The sequence below is a fragment of the Legionella gresilensis genome, from assembly GCF_900639865.1.
GTDB classification, from domain to species: domain Bacteria; phylum Pseudomonadota; class Gammaproteobacteria; order Legionellales; family Legionellaceae; genus Legionella_C; species Legionella_C gresilensis.
Window position 1 is genome coordinate 11,840 of record NZ_CAAAHX010000016.1, and the last position, 22,121, is coordinate 33,960.

Here is a 22,121-nt window from a genome sequence, read left to right on the forward strand (position 1 = left end):
GGCCTTGTAGTTAAAATGATCTGCCTACGCCTACCGCTGGACTTAAGCTCGATAATATTTTCCTAATATTTGTATAAGGCGCATCGGTAGTAATAATCAAGTCACCATCCCTAATCTTAAAATGTTGTGCAGCAAAAACTGATTGCACTTGCCGCATATTTAATTCATATATTACTTGAGAATCGATTTTGAGCAGTCTAATCCCTAAGGAGGAAGGTAATAAATTTATAATTTCTGCTTTTTCATATCTTAATAAAAAAACGCCAGATGGATTGGCAACTTCATCGCTTAATCCTTCAGCTAAAGCAATAGCTTCAACTAATGATAATTCACTTTTTGGAAATTTGATTAGTTTTTGAATACCTGTTGCGCCAAGAACGGTAAAAGAACGATTTATCTCACTTAGAATTATATTATCTCTAGGATAAAGATTAATATTTTTATGTGGTGATTGATAAATATCAATCAAAGTAGTTTTGTATTTTTCTCCATTTCTTTCTAGCATAACTTCAGTTAACTCAGGAGCTAAAGTGGATCCTCCTGCTTCTGCAAGGACAGATATTAAATCATGCCGTCTGGGCATTATTTCAAATGTGCCAGGTTTTGTAACAACACCTTGAATAGCAACTTGTTTACTTATGCCTTCTATCTTTTTAATAATTACTTGTGGATTAATAACTTTATTTTTTAATATTAAAGTTAGTTTCTGCTGTAATTGTTCTAATGTATTTCCGGCCGCTTTAACTTTACCTACATAAGGAATATAAATATTTCCTGTTTCGGAAATAACAGTTGGACCTAGATTGGCAGCGCCTTTTTGCTCACCTGTATATAACCCCTCTGTAGCATTTTCCCAAATAGCAATATCTAACTTATCGCCAATGTCGAGTGTTTCGTAGTTAATAAGTTTAGTTTGTTCTAAAGGTAGCCAAGTAGATAAAGAATTTAAATTTACTATTCTGGATACAGTTAAATTTACTGGAATAATTGGAATTTGACCATAGCTACTTTTATATACGTCAAATTTAGTAGGACCACTTCGTGGTAATATTGTACAACTTGACAGCAAAGGGTAAAAAAATACAACTATTAATTGATAAACTATAAATTTTATTACACCAACTCTTCGCACACTTCCTGCTCCACTGCTATTTGAGAAGTTGATCCAGCTAAAGTACTCACGGTTTTCTCAATCATGCCTGAGATAGAAAAGTTTGTACTCGCAAAGCTAATAGCTTTGTTTTTCAATTCCGGATCGTTTTTAAACATCATTATTATATTTGATACTTTTTCGCAAGCTTCTAATAAATCTGGCTCTTGGGCATCACTTAAGATAAAACCTGTTTCACCTTGAATAAAGCATTCTTGGGCACCACCAGCTGGCGTAGAAACTATAGGTACTCCCATATACTGAGCTTCAATAAGTACATTTGGTAAACCCTCATACAAAGACATTAGTAACATGACATCCATTTTTAATAACCAATAACCGACTGATTTACTTAAGCCAACAAATAAAATTCTATCTGTAATTTTTAATTCATTTGCTAATGCCATGCATTGTGTACGTAAACGTCCTTCTCCAACCAATATAAATCGAGCTTTCCGATGTTTTTGAAGATATCTCTTAATAAACCGAATGACTAGAATAGGGCGTTTGTCAGCTTCAAATCTAAAGACGCCACCTATGGTTTCTGTGGCATCAGATGTTTGAGAGGCAAATTTATTCCATATTTGTTCATCTTGTCCCTCAGGATCAGTTTTAGGTGACGCAATACCATTATAAATAATAGAAAATCGTTTAAATGGAATACCTAACCATTCTGCATAAGCCTTAGCTGTCGCAGCTGTATTTGTTACAAAAGAAACACTGGGAATTTCTGCTAAGCATTTATAAAGAGTATAATATTCAGGTTTAAATAAATGTGGTCTTAAATTAGGAGGATAGCCTCGAAAATTTAGTATAATTCGAGAAACACCTGCAACTAAGGCTGCAATAGCTGCAAACAAAATAGCGCCATCTTGCCATATAAATGCAACTTCTGTTTTAGCTTCTCTGTAATATTGAACTAAGTGACTTAAACCATATCTAACAAGGCTAGGGCTTTCATTAAGTAAATCTAAAAGCGTTGCAGAATCGATGTTAAGTTTTTCAATTGGTATAGATGGCATATTTCTAATTTGAAATAAATTAACTCCATGTTCTTTTAATAGTGGAGAAAAAAAGATTTTTTCTTCTTCTGAGTCAGTAACATTAATTACGACATCAACTTCTGTATTAATCTTTACACCTAAAACTAATTCATCATGTTTTTTTTTCTTATTTATATGTATAGCTGTAAGGCAAACTTGGCGTTCAGCACCTCCAGGTCCTAAACTTCCTGTTATTAAAGAAACTTTCCCTAGTTGGTTAGGAATACTTTTTATTTTAGCTTGTTCTTTAAGGCATAAAATAGCATGCTTCATCGCTAAAATACTAAAATCATCACTGCTTTGTACCTGCCGGCCTTCTTTAGTTTCTACAAGATTTATTATCTTTATAATTTCATCATAAATAACGAGTTGTTTTTTATCTAACTTACTAACATCTACAGGTTTAATGACTTCATATGCCTTGATTACTTTTCTTCTTTTTCTTAAGGTTTGAGCATACAAAATTCTTAATTTCTCACTTTCTGGAAATTTTATAATTAATGCATCAAACATATTATCTGAGTCATCATATTTTTTCATTTTATATAATAAATGAGCATGAACTAAGAGCGACTCAATACAGTTTTGCTTAAGTAAAGGCGAGTTGTTAATTAATTCTTCTGCTTTGGGCAACTGATTATATTTAATTAATGCTTGAACATATTTATCAAATAATGGGAGATTATTGCTATTTAATTCATAAGCATTTCTTGCTTCTGATAGAATTTTATCTTCAGAATTCAAATGCATATTTGAATTATCACTTGCCTCGGTGATCATAGCTATTTTCCTGAATTAGTAGTGACAACACTTAGAAATAGATCCTCAATTTTGACATTTTCTATAGCCTTTAAGACTTGTTTTTGCTAGGAGTAAGATTGAGGTACCAATATTGTTAGTTAAGCACTAACAATATTGGCATTATTAAACTTTCTAAAAGCACCACGAGTATCAACAATTAATTTTGCATTTTTTGCAATTAGCTCATAATTGAATGCTTGATGTGCTGTAGTTAAAATCACACAGTCATACTGGTTTATAGTAGATTCTGTTATTTCAATACTTAACAAGTCAAACTTATGTGCACGCATTTGTGGAAAAAAAGGAACATGCGGATCAGAATAATCAACAAGTGCGCCTCTTTCCTGGAGTAATTCCATTATTTCTATAGAGGGTGACTCGCGAACGTCATCTATATCTCTTTTATAAGCAATACCAAGCACAAGAATGCGGCTATTCTTGATAGTACATTCTCGCTCATTCATAGCTTGTGCAACTTTATTTACGACCCAATGCGGCATATGGCTATTAATTTCTCCAGCTAATTCTATAAAGCGAGTGTGTATTCCATATTCGCGTGCCTTCCAGGTTAAATAAAATGGATCAATTGGAATACAATGTCCACCAATTCCTGGCCCTGGATTATATGCTACGAAACCGAAAGGTTTAGTAGATGCTGCTTCGATGACCTCATGAATATCAATATCCATTTTATCAGCTAACATTTTAATTTCATTAACTAAGCCAATATTTACTGAGCGATGGATGTTTTCAAGAAGCTTAGTCATTTCAGCTACTTTTGTATTAGAAACTGAAACAATATGGTGAATAATTGAAGAATATAGAGCCCGGCCTGCGGTGCGACAATTTTCTGTATCGCCACCGCATACTTTTGGAATAGTTGCTGTAGAGAAATCAGGGTTACCTGGATCTTCACGTTCTGGAGAATAAACAAGAAAAATATCTTCTCCAACCTTTAAACCTGTACTTTCGATTCTAGGCTTTAACTCTTCTTGGGTTGTACCAGGATAAGTAGTACTTTCAAGAGAAATCAATTGGTCTTTTTGAAGAAAGGGTTGCAGGGAATCCATTGTCTGTAAGACGAAGCTTAAATCAGGTTCGCGATATTTATTTAAGGGTGTTGGTACACATAATATAATTGCATCGGCTTCTTTAGATTTCGAAAAATCAGAGGTTGCAATAAAGAGCTTTTTAACATTAGAAATTCGCTCATTAGGAATGTGTTTAATATATGATTTGCCTTGATTTAACAATTCATTTTTAGATTCATCAACATCAATCCCAATTACTCGATATCCCACCTCAGCAAATCGAAGCATTAATGGTAAACCAACGTAACCTAGACCTACAATTGCAATAATAGCTTCTTTATTATTAATTTTTTCTATAAAACTGCCTAACATTTTATCTCATCCTTGATTTTGTTTAACTAAATGACTGGGTTATCTACTTTATAGTAGTATCTATACCAATCGACAAAATTTTTAATTCCTTTAGCGATAGGCGTATTTGGTTTAAAGTCAACCCATTTATTAAGTGCTTCGGTATTAGATGCGGTAGCTGGTACATCCCCAGGTTGCATAGGCAAATAATCCTTTTGTGCTTCTATACCAAGGGCGTCCTCTAGGGCGCTAATATAAGATATCAGGGGAATTGGATTATTATTTCCGATATTAAAAACTCGATAAGGAGCATTACTAATTGCTGGGCTTGGGGTTGCCGCACTAAAATTGCTATCTGCTGTTGCTACCTTACGGGTGACGCGTATGATTCCTTCTACAATATCATCAATGTAGGTAAAATCTCTTATCATTTTGCCATGGTTATAAATATCAATTGGCTTATTTGCTAGAATAGCTTGCGTAAATTTGAATAAAGCCATATCGGGGCGACCCCAGGGGCCATATACTGTAAAGAAACGTAATCCAGTTGTAGGCAAATTATATAAATGGCTGTATGTATGTGCCATTAACTCATTTGCTTTTTTTGTTGCAGCATAAAGACTTATGGGGTGATCAATGTTTTGGGATTCATCAAATGGTAAGGAAGTATTGCTACCATAGACACTAGAGCTACTAGCATAAACTAGATGTTGAACATCATTATATCGACACCCTTCTAGAATGTTTAGGAATCCTTGAATATTAGCATCGATGTAAGCATGTGGATTTATCAAAGAATATCGAACACCTGCCTGAGCAGCTAAATGGACAACTTTTTTTGGTTTTTCAGTGGCAAATAATTCTTTTATCGCTTCTTTATCGCTCACGTCCATTTCATAAAATTTAAAATCTGGACTAGAATTTAGCTGATTTAGTCGTGCCTTTTTCAGATTTACATCATAATAATTATTAAGGTTATCAACGCCTACGATTTCGTTACCATCAAGCAAGAAACGTAAAGCAGTATGCATCCCAATAAAACCGGCACATCCGGTAAGTAAAATTTTCATCTATGTCCTTATTTGCCGCAGCGACTAATAGATTAACTATAACAAAAGGGGGGTATCAAATAAACTCTTATAATAAATCATATTGAAATAATAGTTAATTCTTTGGTCAGCGGAATAGAAATATTCCTATTAGAATTAATCAGAGTATAAAAGGATATATAATATTTTTTTAGGCTTGGTTGCCTCCATTTACTTTTATAGAATAGTTTATTAAACAGGTATACTTGTTTATATGCTTATTTAGTAGACTGCTTTTACCTTTTTTTGATTTTTTAAGTTAATGTGCTAAAAATATTTATAATTTATTTTATCTTTTGAAAAAAGTCGTTTATTTCATATTTTATTTAAATAGTAAAATATTTAAGCAAAAAGTATTTAAATATGGCATAAATTTTGATATAATTATTCTATGTGCTTAAATGAGGTTATGGTTATGGCTTCTATCAACTCTATGAGCTCCCAACCTGATAATACAGCGGAAGCGCAAATTAATTTACGTGAGTTAACTTTAAATCAATGGGTTAATGAAAGTTTAGGCGAAGATTTTATAGCACAGTATGGATTAAAAGATTCTACTCAAGTGGTTTCATTTTTAAATACCCATACAGGTAAAGATGTTCGTGCAATGATCGTAAAAGAGTTGATTGAGATTGTTAAACAAGAAGAATCAATCTTTAATAAAATAATTGAAGAAAAAATGTTAGGTCAGCAACTTTTAGCCTACTTACTACTTAAATTAGCCTATAAAGAAAACGAACAATTTAAAAGACTTTGTGAAACTGTACAGGCGCAAATTGATAAAATTTTAAACAAAGATAAAAATGCTTCTACTTCTAAAGCCGAAGCTAATATTCCAGTAGAGCTATTAATCCATCTAGAAAGCTTACAAAAAGAAGCACAAGATATAACGCGCGCTATAGAATCGGAAAAGAATGAGTTGATTAAAGTGGAACGCCAATTAGAGCAAATGAATGCTGATAGAAGCTTATTTGTTCAACGTCATCGTGACTGTGAAATTCTTATCGATGATTTGTTAGCTATTGATGACCATTCAATAACCACTGATACATCATCTACCCGTAATCGTTTAATTAACGTTCGAGATGCTATGGCAAGCGTAGAAGTTCTTCCTATCAGCGTTAATCAAAGGCCAGATGTAATGACAGCACCTATACATGCGCCTCATATAGAAAGACCTCGAACGTTCCATTCATTAAAGCAAGAAATTCACGATACAATTAATATATTATTAAATCAAGGACGTTTAGAGGATAATAATATATTTGGTGCTACTCGTCATCCTGTTACCATTGATTATGAGGACCTTACAAAACTATTAAAGTTATCAAAGTATTTTCTTGTAGAAAATTCAAAAGTAGGTGTAAACCATTATGATTCACAAATTGAAATTCTGACAAGTACGGCTAATTCTAGAAAAAATAATATTTATACTTTGGAAAAGTCGCTTACAAATACACTAAATAAAACAGAAAAAATACAAAGAGAAAGTGATAAATATAGTAAAGGAAGCTGGACACAAAGTGATGATAATAGATTTATTAGTAGACCAAGTCAGCCACCAGGTTTATTTGCTCATTCGAGAGAACGTTCTACTACATCACCTACGTATTCTCCTGAAGATTTTAATCCTAATAGTTAATAACTTTAGAGCTTATTTTCAGGAAGAATCTCTTTAAGTTCATTAGTTAAATCTTTAGTATCAAGATTATTCTGGCTAACAAAAAAAGCAGTCCAACTCAGTAAAGAGGGTGGTTTATGTTTATCACCCATTTCCCAAGCATAATGCTCCGATAATAAATTAGGTGTTGTTTCATTTTTAACTTTTATAAGTTGGATTTTATAAATCTGAGTAAATATGCCTTTCAAGGCTTGTCTTTGTATAGGCGACATAGCATGAACTTCTTTTAAAAAAAATGAAACTTTTTTAATATAAGGTAGCGAGTCTTTCAGTGCTAATAATTTATTTTGGTCAAATAAATTTATACTATTTTTTTCTAAATTAAGTGATCTTACAGTAGTAGGGATAGCTTTAAAGATATTTAATAATTTATCTGCTTTTTTTAAATTTAATAGATTGGAACTTAAATTTAGTTTACGAATATTGTTAAGCTCTTTAAAAGCTTCTACTAGTTTTTTTGTTGCAATAGTACCTAAATAATTTCCACTTAAGTTAATGCTATTAACTGTGACAGGAATAGCATTAAATATTTTTTCTAAATCCATTATGGGAGGGCTACCAAACCCATTCTGGCTTAAATCTAATTTAATAATTGAAGGTGGAAGTGCGTTCAATGCTTGTGATAATTCATCGGAAGTTCTAGCATTAAAAACATTCGTGCTTAGTTTAATGGAGGATATACTAGAAGGTATTGCATTAAATATTTGTATTAATTCTTCGCCAGTTTTTAATCCCAACCTTGTAAGTGTTAAATCAAGTTCAATTACTGTAGAAGGTATAAGTTGTAACGCTTGAACAATTATTTCAGTTGGAATTTTACTTAAATCGCATCCCATTAAATCTAGTTTAATTACATTTAATGGCATGGTTTTAATGGATTCAACAAGGTCTATTTTAATAGAATTTTTTATTCGGTAATGCATTTTTTAATTTAAATATTTAAAGACTAATCTTAGCATTTTATTTATAAGGAAAAAATAAAAGATTAGCTGTTTTAAATAATTTCAAGTAAATTAATTATTCTTACAGGATGCTACAGGAGTTGGCATTACTATTTCATAAAAGTGATTAAAGTAATTTTGTCTAATCGGAACAGTCTCTTTTTTACCAGCATTAGGGCCAATAATAAAGGTATTTTCTTTAGCAATTCCAGCGAGTTCATAAGCTTCTATGTCTGTCATTGCATTGCCGTAAGCACGTATAATATTTAATTTATTTTCTCTTATGAGCTCTTTTAAGTAATTCGCTTTATATTGGGCTGTTCCTTCTCTTAATAATAGTGAGTTTCGAGTTTTAAGTGGCCAAGGAGGATAAAATAAAATATTCTCCAACCATTCTCTAGACACTGCAGCCATCCAATAAGGGCGTGCAGTAAGAAAGATTATTTCATATCCTTTTTGTTTATAAGCCTCTAAAACTTCTGCCGCATAATAGTAAGGTGAAGCTATTGATAGTGATAAAAAATCTTTAACTATTTCAAAATCGGAAAGCGTTAAAGTACCGTCAATATCAAAAACTATTGCTTCATGTTTAGGATTAACGATACTGAGAAGTCCATCAGCTGAGCTTCCATCTCCTTCTACAAACATACGAACTAAATAATCGCCGGCTTTTAATTTTTCTTGCATAGGTATAACTACCTCACCGTTTGAATTAGTTGTAAATTTTCCTAAATAACGCCATTGTTTAGTATAATCTTCATAAAGATAAGCATGAATAAATTCATCCTCTAAATCTTTATGTAAAACCCAATCATAATCAAATTTTGCATGCAAAACGACAGGACTATGGTCATTTAAAACTAAATCATGAACAACATGAAAAGGCTTAAATAAATTACTTAAAATTACATTTCCATAATGTCTAAATTTTTGAATACTAGGCGGAGAAAGGTAAGGCGCTTCGTTAGCTATATTAACATTAGTACATTGATCAGTTTTTACGAAAGAAATGTCAAAGTTATCACTGTAAACACAATGGAAATTTCCAAATAATATTAAAATTATAAAGTATTTTTTAATTTTCATTTCCCTTTTCCTTTAACAGTTTATCCTTAATCCTTTAAAGACATAATTGCTTAATTTGAAGCCAAATAACGTTAAAGGTAAAAAATGCTCGTTATTTATATACAATTATTTATTTTGCATGTATCGTATTAGCTTATTTTTGTATAATTATATATCATACAGATCATTAAAGCATCATAAATGAAAATAATTTAGCATATTTTCGGTTATAAAATAAAATATAAATAATTTTTATAAGTCTGTTTAAGAAAGAAATGATTTAATTTTCAAAAAATTAACCTTATAAAAACGTACTTCGCGTTCTATTAATTTAAAGATGTTGAGAGATGAAAAATTCTTTGTGATAATTATTAACCTTTATTAATAGGGATATTAATGTGGTTAAGAAAATTGGTTTACTATTTCTCTTTCTATCCTTCCAATTGCATGCAGGTAGTATGGGAGAAGTTATTTCTTCTGATTACTCATGGTTTGCAGCCATAGGAACAGGCTTTTCTTGGACAGAAAAACCAGGTATTTATAATCCTGATCCTACTCAATGGGATCCGGCCATTGAAGGCTATAATTCACGTCTAGGTGATAGGGGGTTTTACTCCTTTGCTATTGGGGCGAAAATAATAGAATTTATTGATATAGAAATGAGCTATTTAAATCATGAAGTATTTGACTATCAAAAATTTCAAACTGGCGAACAATCTGGTCAGACGGCATTTACTGGCAATGCTAGAACTCGTTTTTTTCAATTAGATAATCGTGTTTTATTAGTAAATGGTTTTCTATATCCATATCACGGCTTAACTAGCTTAAAGGTGAATATTAAACCCTTTGTCAGTGGAGGTATAGGTTATAGTCATAATCAAGTGCGAAAATTTTATACAGTTGGCAGTACTATAATAGCAAATACTTCTGTTGGCTCTACAAGTTCAATTGGTTCCGCTATTAATACAAATAGTTTCGCTTGGCAAGGATCTACTGGTTTAACTATTAATCCTATACAAAGTCATTTAGGAATTAACATTGGTTATCGTTATTTTAATGGAGGAAAATTCAATACGTCATCTACACTATATACAAACTCTAATGGTATTATTAATACTAAAAATTGGAGGGGCTATTTAAAAGCGAATCAATTTTTTCTTGAAATTTTATATTGGATATAGTTAATACAAAAAAAATAATTTTTATTTAATATTATTTCTTATATAAAAAATTTATTAATTTAGTTACAAGGTGAACTAGGGGTAGGACAGATAGGATCCCTTTCCCCATTTAAATTTTCTGACTTAGAAAATATACCTATATTATATGATGCGCTTGAAACATTGATTCTGTTATTTACAAAATGCTCTAATCGTTCAATTTGAATTTCTTGCTGCTCTAGTAAGGAACTATGACCGTGATTCAAACGCTCAAAATTCATTGATACTTTACTTAAATCATTCTCTACGTTTACCAAGCTCTGAGCAAAATTTCCTAAGGTTAGCTCTTCCTTACTTAAAATTTCTTGTAGGCGATGCTGAAAATAAGTACGTTGCTCTTTATCTGTTATTGTTGCTCTAGATATTACTTGTAAAGCGTTCTTTAGAATATCGCCTACTTGTTTTGCTTTTTTCAACTGGAATATAAGTGAGTCATTAGTTTGATTTAACTGAGTTATTTGTAGTGATAGTTCAGCTTGTTTAGTTTCTGTATCTAACATTATTTTTTTAAATTCTAAGTTAGATTGTTCTATAAAATTTGTCTGCTCTTGAAGTTTTAATCTAAGTTCTTCAACTAGGCATTCTAATTGATTTTGTGTTACATCAAGCTTTGCATTTGCCTTAGATAAAATTATTAGCTCATTTCTCATGGTACTCATTTCATCATCTAGCTTTATAAGTTGTTTAGATAAAATTTTTAATGCTTGATGAAGTTTTTCAAGTGTAAGCCATAATTGATCGTGTAATTTATTAAGAGAAATTATCACTTCTGAAAGAATAGTTGCAAAACTTAAAAATCCTCGTTTTAAATTTTCTTTATCTTTTTCACAGTGTTTATAATGATTATTAAGAAAAAAGCCAGTGATAGTAAATATAAAAAGAGCACTTAAACTTATGATAAGCAGGGGTATTAGATGAGATACCAAAGCTGCAATAAACAAAGGGACAAGAATAACAGCGCCAAGACCAAGTCTTTGCCACCAAGACAATTTACCCCAAAAAATTGCCGCACGTGAGAATAGACTTGAGTTTTCAGCAAACGTATCAATTAATTTATCAAGATCGATTTTTAATTTTTCTAATATTTTTTTATTTAAACTAAGCTGATTAAGCTGGATTTCATTAAAATTAAGATTTGTATAAACAGCAGCTAGATTAATATTAACTTCTTTTAACTTTTCATCTGTTGCATTGTCTTGCTGCATACCTGCTAAAATGGACATTGTTTCCTTTCCTATTAAACTTATATAAATGACAGCTAATTTAAGGTCAATTGATGCTGATTCTAGCGAATAAGTTTAGCTCAGTCATTATTTTTTAATAACACAATGCAAATATATAAGCATGTATTATCAATTTTAAATATTGCCTCTATCTGTTTAAATTTATATAGAGAGAACTTGATTATTAAATTAGGGTGGCAGAAAATTATATTGATAAAAGATATTTACTTGCAGAATGAGATGTATCTCACTTTAGCCCCCGAATTTTAATATATTATGAAAAAATCTTATAAACCGTTCATATTTCCTATAATTTTACTGAGTTCAATTGTGCTTGGTGGTCTTACAGGCTATCGGCTAGGACCTAAAAGTTATTATTTAAAACCTTTAGGTGATATTTTTATCAACTTAATTCTCACTATTATTGTTCCTTTAATTTTTTTTAGTATTTCTGCTGCTATTGCACGTACTTCCTCATTAGGTAAGTTAAGCACTTTGATGTCGTATATGACTGTAGTATTCATCTTCACAAGCCTTATTGCTGCTTTGTATGCTCTATTCATAGTTTTTCTCTTTCCTCCAATAGTTGCAGCTGAAATACCCATTAACTTCTCTTCCATAGATAATTCAACAAATATATTTACCAAGATTGTGAGTATATTTACTGTATCAAATTTTTCAGAGCTATTATCCCATCAGCATATGTTAGCTTTAATAATCTTTTCGATGATTATAGGTACAGCAATAACTCGAATCGATAAGCAACAAGGGCGTTTATGCCTTGATATTTTGTACGCAGGCGAAGCTGTTTTAATGAAGAGTTTTAGCTTTATTATGTATTATGCGCCTATCGGTTTTTTTGCCTATTTTGCAGTTTTGGTCGGTGAGTTAGGTGCTCAAATTATAGGTAATTACTTACGTATTACCCTTCTTTATTACGTATCAGTTTCATTTTATTTTATAATCGCCTCAACCTTATTTGCTTTTACTGCCGCAAAGAGAAAGGGAATACTTCTATTTTGGTCTAATATTTCTACGCCTATGTTAACAGCACTAGCAACATGTAGTAGTGCTGCAAGTATTCCGGCTAATTTAGAAGCAACAAAAAAAATGCAAGTACCCTCTGAAATTGCCGATATTACTATACCCTTTGGTTCTCTTGTTCATAAAGATGGATCCGTAATTGGCGGGGTATTTAAAATTGCTTTTTTATTTGAATTATTTCATCTTAATTTTACTAATCCTAGTGTACTGCTTACAGCCATAGGGGTTTCCCTACTAGTAGGTACTGTTATGGGTGCAATTCCTAGCGGTGGTATGCTTGGTGAGTTATTAATCCTTAGTGCTTACAATTTTCCGTCGTCTGTGTTAATTGCGATAGCAGCTATTAGTTTACTAATTGATCCTTTAGCCACTATGTTAAATGTAACAGGCAATAGTATTAGTGCCATGATAATTGCTCGCTTAATGAGGAAAAAGAATAACTGCAACAGAGGTGATGACTAAATTTTGATGTTTATATTTTATTTCAATTAAATTATTTTTAAAATTAGCTCATATATAATCATTGTAATTTTAACAGGTTTTAGTAAAGTAATTTAATTATAACTCCTTTGTTGAATAATGAAAAAATTTCTTCTTACGTTTTTTTCTCTTTTAGCTTTTTCTGCTAACAGTATTTGTATAAAAAACCAAACTGATTTTTCGTTGTATTATGAGATTCAAAATCAAAATACCCATTTTCCTATACCCAAAGTAAAATTTTATAGTGGAATTGCAGAACCACATCAACAAAAATGTCATGCACATTCTCAAGTTGAGGGTGATGATTGGAAAATCTATCGTTTTGATAATATCAAGATGTTTAAAACAAATAATTACAATGAGCATACATTAGTTTGCTCACGTCAAGTAGAAGGTATTCTTAATTTTTTAGAAATTGATTATCAGCCTTGGTCCAATCAATGGTGGTGCCTTGATAGAAGTGACTATGATGATTAATTCATTTAATAAATTATCTTATCAGCGGCTTAAATAGTGTTTTTTATCAATTAGAACGTTTTTGTCTTATAAAACTAGATTTTACTCCATACTAATTTTATAAAATAGCGCCGATAGACAATGAAATTTCAAGCTGCTCCAAAAATATGACAATCTTTGACCCTTAGTTTATAAAGTATAGAAGCACGGTTATTATGTAAATTTATAGCGTATTTTGTTTAAAATAAAAGTCTATTGCACATTAATTTATATATTTTACTGATACACATAAGGAAGCAATTAGTGAAAAAAAAGAAATTTTTTACAGAACTCTACTTCCAAGTCCTCATTAGCATCCTTTTTGGAGTTTTAATCGGATACAGTCACCCACAGTTAGCGATCAAGATGCGACCTTTAGGTGATGGTTTTATTAAATTAGTAAAAATGATGATTACTCCGATTATTTTTACTACGGTTGTCAGCGGTATTGCTGGTATGAAAAATATTCGAGAAGCTGGTCGCATTGGTATTAAAACAATTATTTACTTTGAATGTATTACAACTCTTTCCCTATTAATTGGCTTAATTATAGCTAACTTATATCATCCTGGTATGGGAATGAATATTGATGTTAATACTATAGATAAAACAGCTATAACTAATTATGTAAGGCAAAGCTCTAATTCTAATACTGTAACTTTTTTACTTAGTATCATTCCAGATACATTAATCAGTGCTTTTACTAAAGGTGATGTATTGTCCATTTTATTAATAGCTATTTTATTCGGCTTTGGTCTTTTACATGCAGGTGAAAAAGTAAAATTTATTTCGCGTTTTATTGATTTATTTTCTACAATTTTGTTCTCAATAACTGGTTTTATTATGAAACTAGCTCCTATAGGTGTTTTTGGAGCTATAGCTTATACAATTGGCGCTTATGGAATTCATACGCTTTTTTCACTTAGTCAACTATTAATCGCTATTTATATAACAAGTTTTCTATTTATTTTTATTGTATTAAATTTAGTTTGCAAATTAGCAAATTTTAGTCTTTGGCACTTTCTAAGTTTTATAAAAGAAGAGTTACTGATTGTATTAAGTACGTCGTCTTCTGAGGTTGTATTACCTCAAATGATCAATAAATTAGAACAATTTGGTTGTGCTAAAAGGGTAGTTCGGTTAGTTTTACCTACTGGTTATACCTTTAATTTAGATGGTACATCTATTTATTTAACTATTTCTGCTTTATTTATTGCTCAAGCTTTTAATATTGATCTAACTCTTAGCCAACAATTATCAATGGTTGCCCTTTTATTATTAACTTCAAAAGGTGCTGCCGCAGTTACCGGCGGCGGGTTTCTGGTGCTAGCTGCTACATTATCAACTCTACCTTCTATTCCTCTTGAAGGGCTTGCTTTACTATTAGGAATAGATAGATTCATGGATATTGCACGCTCTATAACAAATTTAATAGGTAATGGAATAGCAACTGTTGTTATTGCTAAGTGGGAAGGTGATTTTAATGAAAGTACAAATGAAGCACTAATAAAGAAAAATAAGGCAATGTTACCTACTTAAACTTATTAAAATAGATTTAAACAATACATCGCTATTAATATAATAGCGATGTATAAAATTTAGGCATGATAAGAGTGCGTTAGTTTGCTAAAGGCAATGAATGCACTGGGGTTGTTAGTTGGATCATCCTCTGGAAAATATAATTTGTTTTTATCTAAACTTAAAATGGGTTTATCAAATTCAAATTCTGTACTTTCATTAAACCCATCATGCTTATAAAAAGCTTGGGCTCCAGAATTTGCTTTACGAGTATATAATTCCATTCCTGTCGCATCAGGGTAGTTCTTAACTATTTCGTCTAGTATTTTTTCGCCTAACCCTAGTCTATGAAAAGCAGGGGAAAGTGTTACGAAACGCAAGTAAACATGCGCTGATTTATAATTATATTTACAAACAAAAAAAGCAATGGGCTTGTCATGGAAACGGGCGATTAAATAATCAATTTTCATCGCTTGAGAATCTATTTTATGTTTTTCTTCGCTGAAATCAGCTTCAAAATAGCGTTTTAGTAAAATAAGTTTAATAAATTTTTCTCTTACTAAGGTTATATTATATTTTTTATCTAAAAAGTGTTTTTCTAATTGGTCGGTTTCATCCTTTAAAGGATCGTTAAAACCAAAATTAAGATAAAATTTTAGTGAGTGAATAATCTGATCAATTAAACTTTCATAACCTTGTGTGTACGCTCTATCCCAAATAGCTTCAGCTTGCTGCTTTAACTCGTTTGGATACTGTAATTCTTCAAAGCTACAAGCAATATATGCAGATAGATAGGCGCCCACAAAATTACGACGGATGCTCAACCAATCTTGGTTTCTAGCTGCATTCTACTCAAAATACAAATTGGGCTTGATACTTTTTTCGAAAAAACGACTTTTCATTCAAACTCCATCAATTTTTTATTTAATTTATTAGGGGAAAGTAAAACCAATAATCCAATAGTTCATTTGCTATAAGAAAAGCTTCTGTAAAAATTGATATATGGCCTTTGAAAATTATTTAATTAATTCTAAATTATGGCGACATATAATAGTTAAAATTTTTAAATCAAGTCAAAATATAAAATCTTAAATTATTTAAGTTGGGTAGATAAAAAGGAAAAATCATTTTTATATTTAGAGTTTTGAATGATAGTTTCATTAATAGGACTATTCTGCTTAAGTAGCCAAAAGTCAGGTAGGTAATGCGAATTATCTTTTTGATTCATTAGTTTAAAATCGGGTAGATAATGTGAGATTTTTTCATCAGGTATACTTTCCTCAAGTTTTTTACCATAGTTCGATGGTTTATAAAATCTATGAAGCGCAGTCACCTCAACTTTATTTTCTTTTATAATTTTTCTGACCAAATAATGAGAAATTATTCTTTTACTAGGTACCTCGGTGTGATCTTCATAAATTAAGTCTTTGTTTTTAGTAATTCCGAAATAGAAGAGCAACTCTTGCTCCATTTCAGTATTTGTAGGCGTATAATGGCCACTTTCATTGCTTACCATTTTCATTTTGCCATTTTCAAACTCAAAATAGCCTGCTGAAAGCACTTTTTTACCATTACATAGATAAGAATGATGACCAATTTGTCCTTCTTTAGCGACAAAAATCTCACCAGATAGCGACCATATCTTCCATGCGGTTTTATTCGATGTAGTAGGTAAAAAACTCCATCTTGATAGCTTAACTTACACAAAAGATCCAAAGTTACTGGATTTAAGTATTTACAAGGCTCATATAATCTTTGTAACACTCTTTTAGCTTTTCTTTCGTGGCGAAAATCATGTTTTAATGCAATACCTTTTTTAATTGTTATAGATTACCCCTAATTAAATTTTGGTTATTTTAAAATGAAATAACTGACATTTTTAAGAAATATTTTTGCCAAACCTGTTGAATATTACTCCATTATTATAAAATTTGGACTTAAGCGAGGTTTTTAAGGGAGGCTTTGTGTGCTAATTTAGTTACAACTCTTGGTTGTGTATTTATAAAATTATTAATATTAATCAAATGGATAAATCTTAAATGTTAAATACTGAGCAAATTAACATTTTTACCCAAACTGAATTTTATAACCTTAGATTGTCAAATTTAAGATTAGAGAAATCTGAAATTAACAATAAGATATTTGAAAATTGTAAATTTGAAAAAACAAACTTTAACGAAGCTAAATTAATTAATTGTAAATTTATTGATTGTGAATTTTTATCATGTGATTTAAGTGCTATTCAAATAATCAACTCATCTTTTAGTGACACTACCTTCTTAGAATCTAAACTCATGGGGATTAATTGGACGAAAGCGAAATGGCCTCTTATTAGGTTAACAAGCCCAGTTCAGTTTTATCGGTCAAATATTAGTTATTCAAGTTTTTATGGATTGGATTTAAAAGAAATCATTATTGAAGAATGTATTGCCCATGATGTAGATTTTAGAGAAGGAAACTTCTCTAAAGGAAACTTTATGCTAACTAATTTTGAAAGGAGCCTCTTTATACATACTAATTTAAATTCGACCTCATTTATTGATGCAATAAATTACTCCATAAACCCTACTGAAAACGATATCCGCAAGGCAAAATTCTCAATACCAGAGGTACTAAGTTTATTACGTGGTTTTCAAATTGAGATTGAATAAATAATATAAACTCATTAATATTCTGTAACTTAAAATGATATTGTTACTATAAAAATTTTAAATTAAATATTGCATTTAAGTAACTTAATCCATAGCTTTCTTTTTTGAAAATGATGAAAAAATTTATTACTTTGTTCCTTTTATTTACATGGCTTACCTGCTATAGCTCAGTAAATCAAATATTGGATTTAAGCTATTCCTTTAATAAAAATACAATTTATTGGCCTACAGAAAAAGGTTTTAATCTTCAGAAGATTTTTTATGGCCTTACCGATAAAGGATATTTTTATTCTGCTTTCAAATTCTGTACTCCTGAACATGGAGGCACGCATATTGATGCTCCGCGCCATTTTTCAAAACAAGGACACACAGTTGATCAAATTTCAGCTGATCAGCTTATAGGTAATGCCGTTGTTATTGATGTTAGGGCCAAGGCAAAAAACAACCCAGATTATGCAATCACTGTAAACGATATTAAACATTTTGAGAAAAAGTACCGCCTCTTAAATGAGCAAGATATTGTTCTTTTTTATACAGGATGGGGAAAGTTTTGGAATAACAAAAAAAAATATTTAGGTTCAGATAAAATTGGTGATATTGAAAACTTACATTTTCCAGGGCTTTCTAAACAAGCAGCACAATACTTAGTAAATCGCAAAATAAAAGGGATGGGTATTGATACAGCCAGTCTCGATCCAGGTAATTCAAATGATTTTTGGGCACATAGAATTATTTTAGGCGCTAATTTATATGGAATAGAAAATCTAGCTTATTTACAGTTATTGCCTATTTTGGGAGCAAAATTAATTGTAGCGCCAATGAAGATTAAAGGAGGAAGCGGCGCTCCTGCGCGCATTTACGCCTTGATTTGAATAATAAATATTGAAACATTTAATCATCAATTAAAATAAATAGGAATATAATGAGAATTAAAAATGGATTTAAAATTAGAGTCTTATCAGCCTTTATAGGCTTACTATCCCTTTCTACAACTGCTCAGAGTTCTTTGCATACGGATGTGATGACAGCAGAAAGACAAGGAGCCAAAACGCCAGATGCAGTCTTGCAACGACTGAAAGAAGGAAATGACCGATTCGTTAATAGAAAATTAAAAAATCGAGATTTACTAACGCAGGCTAATGCAACATCTGTCGCCCAATATCCAGTAGCTATAGTATTAAATTGTATGGATGCTCGTACACCTCCAGAAATTGTTTTTGATCAAGGTATTGGTGATATATTTGCTATCCGAATTGGTGGAAATATTCAGAATAGCGATATTTTAGGAAGTATGGAATTTGGTACTCAATTAATGGGAGCTAAATTAATAGCGGTTATTGGTCACACTAGTTGTGGCGCCATACGTGGCGCTTGCCAAGAAGTTGAGCTAGGACATCTAACTGGCTTGTTAAATAAAATTCATCCTGCCGTAATTCAAGCCTCTCGTGATAATAAAACAAAAGATTGCTCTAACTCACATTTTGTAGATCAAATAGCTGAATATAATGTTCGCTTAGTTATGAACCAAATCCAAACCCAAAGTCCTCTTTTAGCTAAATTGATTAAAGAGGGTAAGATTAAAGTGGTAGGCGGCATGCAAGATATTACAACTGGAAAAGTGAATTTTTTTAATTAAATTAAAGAAAGTACAAAGGAAGTTAAATGAATAAAAAGCTTCGTTCATCATCCCTTTTAGCTGCAATAGCGACTATACTCTTTTTAAGCAGTACCATAGGCTATTGTGCTTCATTTTACTATCATAATAAATTTATTTCTTATAATGATATAGGCGAAGGGAAACCTCTAGTATTAATTCATGCTTTCCCAACAGATAAAAGATTATGGTCACTACAAGAGAAGGGTTTAGTAAAGAAATTCCGTATTATTAGCTTAGATTTATGGGGCTTTGGTGAATCATCTTCTGTAGATGGCAGTACAATTTCTATGATTCATTATGCAGATGAAATACATCAGTTATTGGATTATTTACATATAGAAAAAGCAATTATTGGTGGCGAGTCCATGGGAGGCTATATAGCTCTTGCTTTTCTTGAAAAATATCCAAGTCAAGTTGAAGGTTTAGTCCTTTCTAATACACAAGCTAACGATGATGACTTAGATACAAAAGCTTCCCGAGAAAAATTAGCAACTGAAATTATCGAAAAGGGAAGCGATGAGTATGTTAAAAAATTTTTAACAAAAGCATTATCACCTAAAGCAACAGAAAGTACCAAAGCTTATCTTTCGCATATTTTAGTTTCGCAAAAACCAGTGGCACTAGCCTCGGCTTTACGAGGCATGGCCATAAGAAACAAGATGTTTCATGCATTGGCTAATACAAATATCCCTATATTAATAATTACCAGCGATCAAGATATGATTATTTCATCTCAGAGAAGCGAAGAAATGCATGCAGTTGCTAAGAACAGTCAATTAATTACTATTTCTAATGCAGGGCATTTGTCTAATTTAGAACAGCCAGAGCAATGGAATAATGCTGTTATTAGTGCATTTCAGAATAACTTAACGAGTTAATTTAGAAAGATACTTTATTCAGTCAATTACTTAAAATAGTTTATTTTGTAAAAGCTGCATATAATCACACATTATCAATGCTGTAATAATTAAAATGACGGATAGTTTACGGATATGTTATATGTATAAGTTTGTATATTTAATAGGATGTTTTCTTATGAGTTCTAATATTGCCTCAGCTAATGATAATACTTCCAAGCCGTATAATAATGCATATAATTACTCCTTTCATACCTTGGTTGGACAACAGCCTTTGCCCCTTAATCAATTTAAAGGAAAAGTTTTACTCCTTGTTAATACGGCCTCAAAATGTGGGTTTACGCCTCAGTACGCTAGTTTGGAAAAGCTTTATCAAACATATAAAGATCGTGGATTAGTAATACTTGGTGTGCCTTCAAATGATTTTGGTAGTCAAGAGCCCGGTACAGAACAAGACATTGCTGAATTTTGTCGAATTAATTATGGCGTTTCTTTTCCTATGACTGCGAAAGAAGTGGTTTCAGGCCAGGAAGCTCATCCTTTTTTTCGTTGGGCTAAACAAAAACTAGGATTTGGAAGTGCTCCAAAATGGAATTTTCATAAATATCTTATTAATCGTAAAGGAGAGCTCATTACCTTTTTTTACTCAACCACCAAGCCAGATTCTTCAAGGTTAGTGAAGGCGGTAGAGAAAGCTCTTGATGAGCAATAAAAATTTTCTAAGCCTTATCAAATTTAAATTGAGCATAAAATGAATAATGCTTATCTTATAAATTTTAAACAAGTATTTATAAATATTAGCTATTTATTAATAAGAACTTTATTTTTCTTCTAAAGTAAAAATTTTATCAATGAGGGGACATTTACTAATCAATTATTTATAACAAATAGGCCTTTAGCAAATCTAATATTGTAAAACTAGGTACAGTATATGTAATTAGTAAATAGAACTAAAATCAGATAAATCAAAATATTAAATACGAGAACAGGGTTAACTTTATGCTAAATAAAATGCAAAAGTTTCTTATAAAAAATACTGTCGAATTGGAATTTGACTGTAATTTAGGTGAACCGCACGAGCAATTTTACTTTTATTTTTCTCTAAAAAAGTTACTTGATGGTCTTGAGTTAAATTTTGAAGATCAAAGCCAGCTTGGAAATATAATTTACCGCCAATATTTAAATCCTGAAGTTGCTTTACAAGGAGCAAAGTTACGAGATGCTGAAAAAAAAGAAGCCTCACTTTTATTTCGAATCTATTTATTAAGATGCTTATTAAAGCAATTTAATAACCCAGAAAGTATTATACATTTAGTATTTGATATAAATTGGTTTAAGCAGCAACGAGACTGGCTTACAAAAGTTGCACAAACACAATTACCTTTTCAATTTGAATTCAATAAACCTTATCAACATAAGGGAAAAATCTATATATTAATGTTTATAGTTGCTGCTTTAATCTCATCTTATCCAGTAAATTATTATGGTCAAAATAAAAGAGCACTTAGAGAATTAGGAATAGCTAGGGACGATTTAGTAAATTATTCATTTATTGCTTTTGTTTTCCTCTTTGCCGGTCTTTTTGGCTTGAAAGAAGGTGTTAGTTATTATCAGCAATCCAATACATTTTTTAAAGAACAAAAGTTAGTTGCAGAAGATTTTGATTCTTTAATGGGAGAAGTTAATAACTTAATTGAATATCATGATGATCATTTGAGGCCCGGACCTATTTAATAAACCAGATTATATATTTCTTTCAAAGGAAAGCCATTAATTATACCGTAAAATAGTTAGCTTATACGATATCTAACAATAAGTTAGACAC

At 31.1% G+C, this 22,121-nt stretch carries 20 protein-coding genes; 11 read left to right on the forward strand and 9 right to left on the reverse strand.

Annotated elements, in window-relative coordinates:
• Positions 1-10: 10 nt before the first annotated feature.
• The 4 genes from E1P04_RS15255 to E1P04_RS15270 all read right to left on the reverse strand — a co-directional run bounded on the left by E1P04_RS15255 (position 11) and on the right by E1P04_RS15270 (position 5,446).
• Positions 11-1,132 carry a polysaccharide biosynthesis/export family protein gene (locus E1P04_RS15255; RefSeq protein ID WP_165482813.1) on the reverse strand — a complete coding sequence of 374 codons (1,122 nt, stop codon included), beginning with the start codon at positions 1,130-1,132 and terminating at the stop codon, positions 11-13.
• Entirely contained in the window at positions 1,114-2,973 is a 1,860-nt protein-coding gene (locus E1P04_RS15260) for a glycosyltransferase (RefSeq protein WP_131783754.1), read from the reverse strand. The genes E1P04_RS15255 and E1P04_RS15260 overlap by 19 nt, the downstream gene beginning before the upstream one ends.
• A 119-nt stretch (positions 2,974-3,092) precedes the next feature.
• Positions 3,093-4,397: a nucleotide sugar dehydrogenase gene (locus E1P04_RS15265; RefSeq protein ID WP_131783755.1), complete on the reverse strand. Its 1,305-nt coding sequence runs from the start codon at positions 4,395-4,397 to the stop codon at positions 3,093-3,095.
• A gap of 26 nt (positions 4,398-4,423) precedes the next feature.
• The gene (locus E1P04_RS15270; RefSeq protein WP_131783756.1) at positions 4,424-5,446 is read right to left on the reverse strand and encodes an NAD-dependent epimerase; all 1,023 of its coding nucleotides are present in this window, start codon (positions 5,444-5,446) and stop codon (positions 4,424-4,426) included.
• A 433-nt stretch (positions 5,447-5,879) separates the two neighbouring features.
• Here E1P04_RS15270 and E1P04_RS15275 point away from each other — a divergent pair, with 433 nt between their 5' ends.
• The gene (locus tag E1P04_RS15275; RefSeq protein ID WP_131783757.1) at positions 5,880-7,106 is read left to right on the forward strand and encodes a hypothetical protein; all 1,227 of its coding nucleotides are present in this window, start codon (positions 5,880-5,882) and stop codon (positions 7,104-7,106) included.
• Between the two features lie 5 nt (positions 7,107-7,111).
• Here E1P04_RS15275 and E1P04_RS15280 read toward each other — a convergent pair whose 3' ends face one another.
• The gene (locus E1P04_RS15280) at positions 7,112-8,068 is read right to left on the reverse strand and encodes a leucine-rich repeat domain-containing protein (RefSeq protein WP_131783758.1); all 957 of its coding nucleotides are present in this window, start codon (positions 8,066-8,068) and stop codon (positions 7,112-7,114) included.
• Between the two features lie 90 nt (positions 8,069-8,158).
• Complete coding sequence (locus E1P04_RS15285) at positions 8,159-9,172, reverse strand: LNS2 domain-containing protein (protein ID WP_131783759.1); 1,014 nt, start codon at positions 9,170-9,172, stop codon at positions 8,159-8,161.
• A gap of 377 nt (positions 9,173-9,549) precedes the next feature.
• Between E1P04_RS15285 and E1P04_RS15290 the strand changes: the two genes are divergently transcribed.
• Positions 9,550-10,332, forward strand: a complete 783-nt coding sequence (locus E1P04_RS15290; RefSeq protein ID WP_131783760.1) for a porin family protein — start codon at positions 9,550-9,552, stop codon at positions 10,330-10,332.
• A 59-nt stretch (positions 10,333-10,391) separates the two neighbouring features.
• On the opposite strand, the gene E1P04_RS15295 is transcribed toward E1P04_RS15290, so the two are convergent.
• Positions 10,392-11,594 carry a hypothetical protein gene (locus tag E1P04_RS15295; RefSeq protein WP_131783761.1) on the reverse strand — a complete coding sequence of 401 codons (1,203 nt, stop codon included), beginning with the start codon at positions 11,592-11,594 and terminating at the stop codon, positions 10,392-10,394.
• A 276-nt stretch (positions 11,595-11,870) separates the two neighbouring features.
• Between E1P04_RS15295 and E1P04_RS15300 the strand changes: the two genes are divergently transcribed.
• From E1P04_RS15300 to dctA, 3 genes are all read left to right on the forward strand, one after another.
• Positions 11,871-13,100 carry a dicarboxylate/amino acid:cation symporter gene (locus E1P04_RS15300; protein ID WP_131783762.1) on the forward strand — a complete coding sequence of 410 codons (1,230 nt, stop codon included), beginning with the start codon at positions 11,871-11,873 and terminating at the stop codon, positions 13,098-13,100.
• 117 nt (positions 13,101-13,217) lie between these two features.
• Positions 13,218-13,595, forward strand: a complete 378-nt coding sequence (locus E1P04_RS15305) for a hypothetical protein (protein WP_131783763.1) — start codon at positions 13,218-13,220, stop codon at positions 13,593-13,595.
• Between the two features lie 282 nt (positions 13,596-13,877).
• Positions 13,878-15,152 carry a C4-dicarboxylate transporter DctA gene (gene dctA / locus E1P04_RS15310; protein WP_207386042.1) on the forward strand — a complete coding sequence of 425 codons (1,275 nt, stop codon included), beginning with the start codon at positions 13,878-13,880 and terminating at the stop codon, positions 15,150-15,152.
• 59 nt (positions 15,153-15,211) lie between these two features.
• On the opposite strand, the gene E1P04_RS15315 is transcribed toward dctA, so the two are convergent.
• Both E1P04_RS15315 and E1P04_RS15320 read right to left on the reverse strand, forming a co-directional pair.
• Positions 15,212-15,955 carry a GNAT family N-acetyltransferase gene (locus tag E1P04_RS15315; protein WP_131783764.1) on the reverse strand — a complete coding sequence of 248 codons (744 nt, stop codon included), beginning with the start codon at positions 15,953-15,955 and terminating at the stop codon, positions 15,212-15,214.
• Positions 15,956-16,224: 269 nt separating this feature from the next.
• Positions 16,225-16,692 carry a hypothetical protein gene (locus E1P04_RS15320; protein ID WP_165482815.1) on the reverse strand — a complete coding sequence of 156 codons (468 nt, stop codon included), beginning with the start codon at positions 16,690-16,692 and terminating at the stop codon, positions 16,225-16,227.
• A gap of 478 nt (positions 16,693-17,170) precedes the next feature.
• On the opposite strand from E1P04_RS15320, the gene E1P04_RS15325 reads away from it, so the two are divergent.
• The 6 genes from E1P04_RS15325 to E1P04_RS15350 all read left to right on the forward strand — a co-directional run bounded on the left by E1P04_RS15325 (position 17,171) and on the right by E1P04_RS15350 (position 22,030).
• Positions 17,171-17,782: a pentapeptide repeat-containing protein gene (locus tag E1P04_RS15325; protein ID WP_131783766.1), complete on the forward strand. Its 612-nt coding sequence runs from the start codon at positions 17,171-17,173 to the stop codon at positions 17,780-17,782.
• 182 nt (positions 17,783-17,964) lie between these two features.
• Positions 17,965-18,654, forward strand: coding sequence for a cyclase family protein (locus tag E1P04_RS15330; protein WP_207386043.1), 690 nt, complete (start codon positions 17,965-17,967; stop codon positions 18,652-18,654).
• A 50-nt stretch (positions 18,655-18,704) separates the two neighbouring features.
• Entirely contained in the window at positions 18,705-19,418 is a 714-nt protein-coding gene (locus E1P04_RS15335; RefSeq protein WP_131783767.1) for a carbonic anhydrase family protein, read from the forward strand.
• A 26-nt stretch (positions 19,419-19,444) separates the two neighbouring features.
• Entirely contained in the window at positions 19,445-20,317 is an 873-nt protein-coding gene (locus tag E1P04_RS15340; protein WP_131783768.1) for an alpha/beta fold hydrolase, read from the forward strand.
• Between the two features lie 157 nt (positions 20,318-20,474).
• Entirely contained in the window at positions 20,475-21,008 is a 534-nt protein-coding gene (locus E1P04_RS15345; protein WP_131783769.1) for a glutathione peroxidase, read from the forward strand.
• A 287-nt stretch (positions 21,009-21,295) separates the two neighbouring features.
• Positions 21,296-22,030 carry a hypothetical protein gene (locus tag E1P04_RS15350; protein WP_165482816.1) on the forward strand — a complete coding sequence of 245 codons (735 nt, stop codon included), beginning with the start codon at positions 21,296-21,298 and terminating at the stop codon, positions 22,028-22,030.
• The last annotated feature ends 91 nt before the right edge of the window (positions 22,031-22,121 follow it).

Bases quoted from the DNA above. Each gene is read 5' to 3' on its own strand.
- E1P04_RS15260 (WP_131783754.1), bottom strand. From the start codon at position 2,973: ATGATCACCGAGGCAAGTGATAATTCAAATATGCATTTGAATTCTGAA.
- E1P04_RS15265 (WP_131783755.1), bottom strand. From the start codon at position 4,397: ATGTTAGGCAGTTTTATAGAAAAAATTAATAATAAAGAAGCTATTATT.
- E1P04_RS15270 (WP_131783756.1), bottom strand. From the start codon at position 5,446: ATGAAAATTTTACTTACCGGATGTGCCGGTTTTATTGGGATGCATACT.
- E1P04_RS15275 (WP_131783757.1), top strand. From the start codon at position 5,880: ATGGCTTCTATCAACTCTATGAGCTCCCAACCTGATAATACAGCGGAA.
- E1P04_RS15280 (WP_131783758.1), bottom strand. From the start codon at position 8,068: ATGCATTACCGAATAAAAAATTCTATTAAAATAGACCTTGTTGAATCC.
- E1P04_RS15285 (WP_131783759.1), bottom strand. From the start codon at position 9,172: ATGAAAATTAAAAAATACTTTATAATTTTAATATTATTTGGAAATTTC.
- E1P04_RS15295 (WP_131783761.1), bottom strand. From the start codon at position 11,594: ATGTCCATTTTAGCAGGTATGCAGCAAGACAATGCAACAGATGAAAAG.
- E1P04_RS15300 (WP_131783762.1), top strand. From the start codon at position 11,871: ATGAAAAAATCTTATAAACCGTTCATATTTCCTATAATTTTACTGAGT.
- E1P04_RS15305 (WP_131783763.1), top strand. From the start codon at position 13,218: ATGAAAAAATTTCTTCTTACGTTTTTTTCTCTTTTAGCTTTTTCTGCT.
- E1P04_RS15325 (WP_131783766.1), top strand. From the start codon at position 17,171: ATGTTAAATACTGAGCAAATTAACATTTTTACCCAAACTGAATTTTAT.
- E1P04_RS15335 (WP_131783767.1), top strand. From the start codon at position 18,705: ATGAGAATTAAAAATGGATTTAAAATTAGAGTCTTATCAGCCTTTATA.
- E1P04_RS15340 (WP_131783768.1), top strand. From the start codon at position 19,445: ATGAATAAAAAGCTTCGTTCATCATCCCTTTTAGCTGCAATAGCGACT.
- E1P04_RS15345 (WP_131783769.1), top strand. From the start codon at position 20,475: ATGAGTTCTAATATTGCCTCAGCTAATGATAATACTTCCAAGCCGTAT.
- E1P04_RS15350 (WP_165482816.1), top strand. From the start codon at position 21,296: ATGCTAAATAAAATGCAAAAGTTTCTTATAAAAAATACTGTCGAATTG.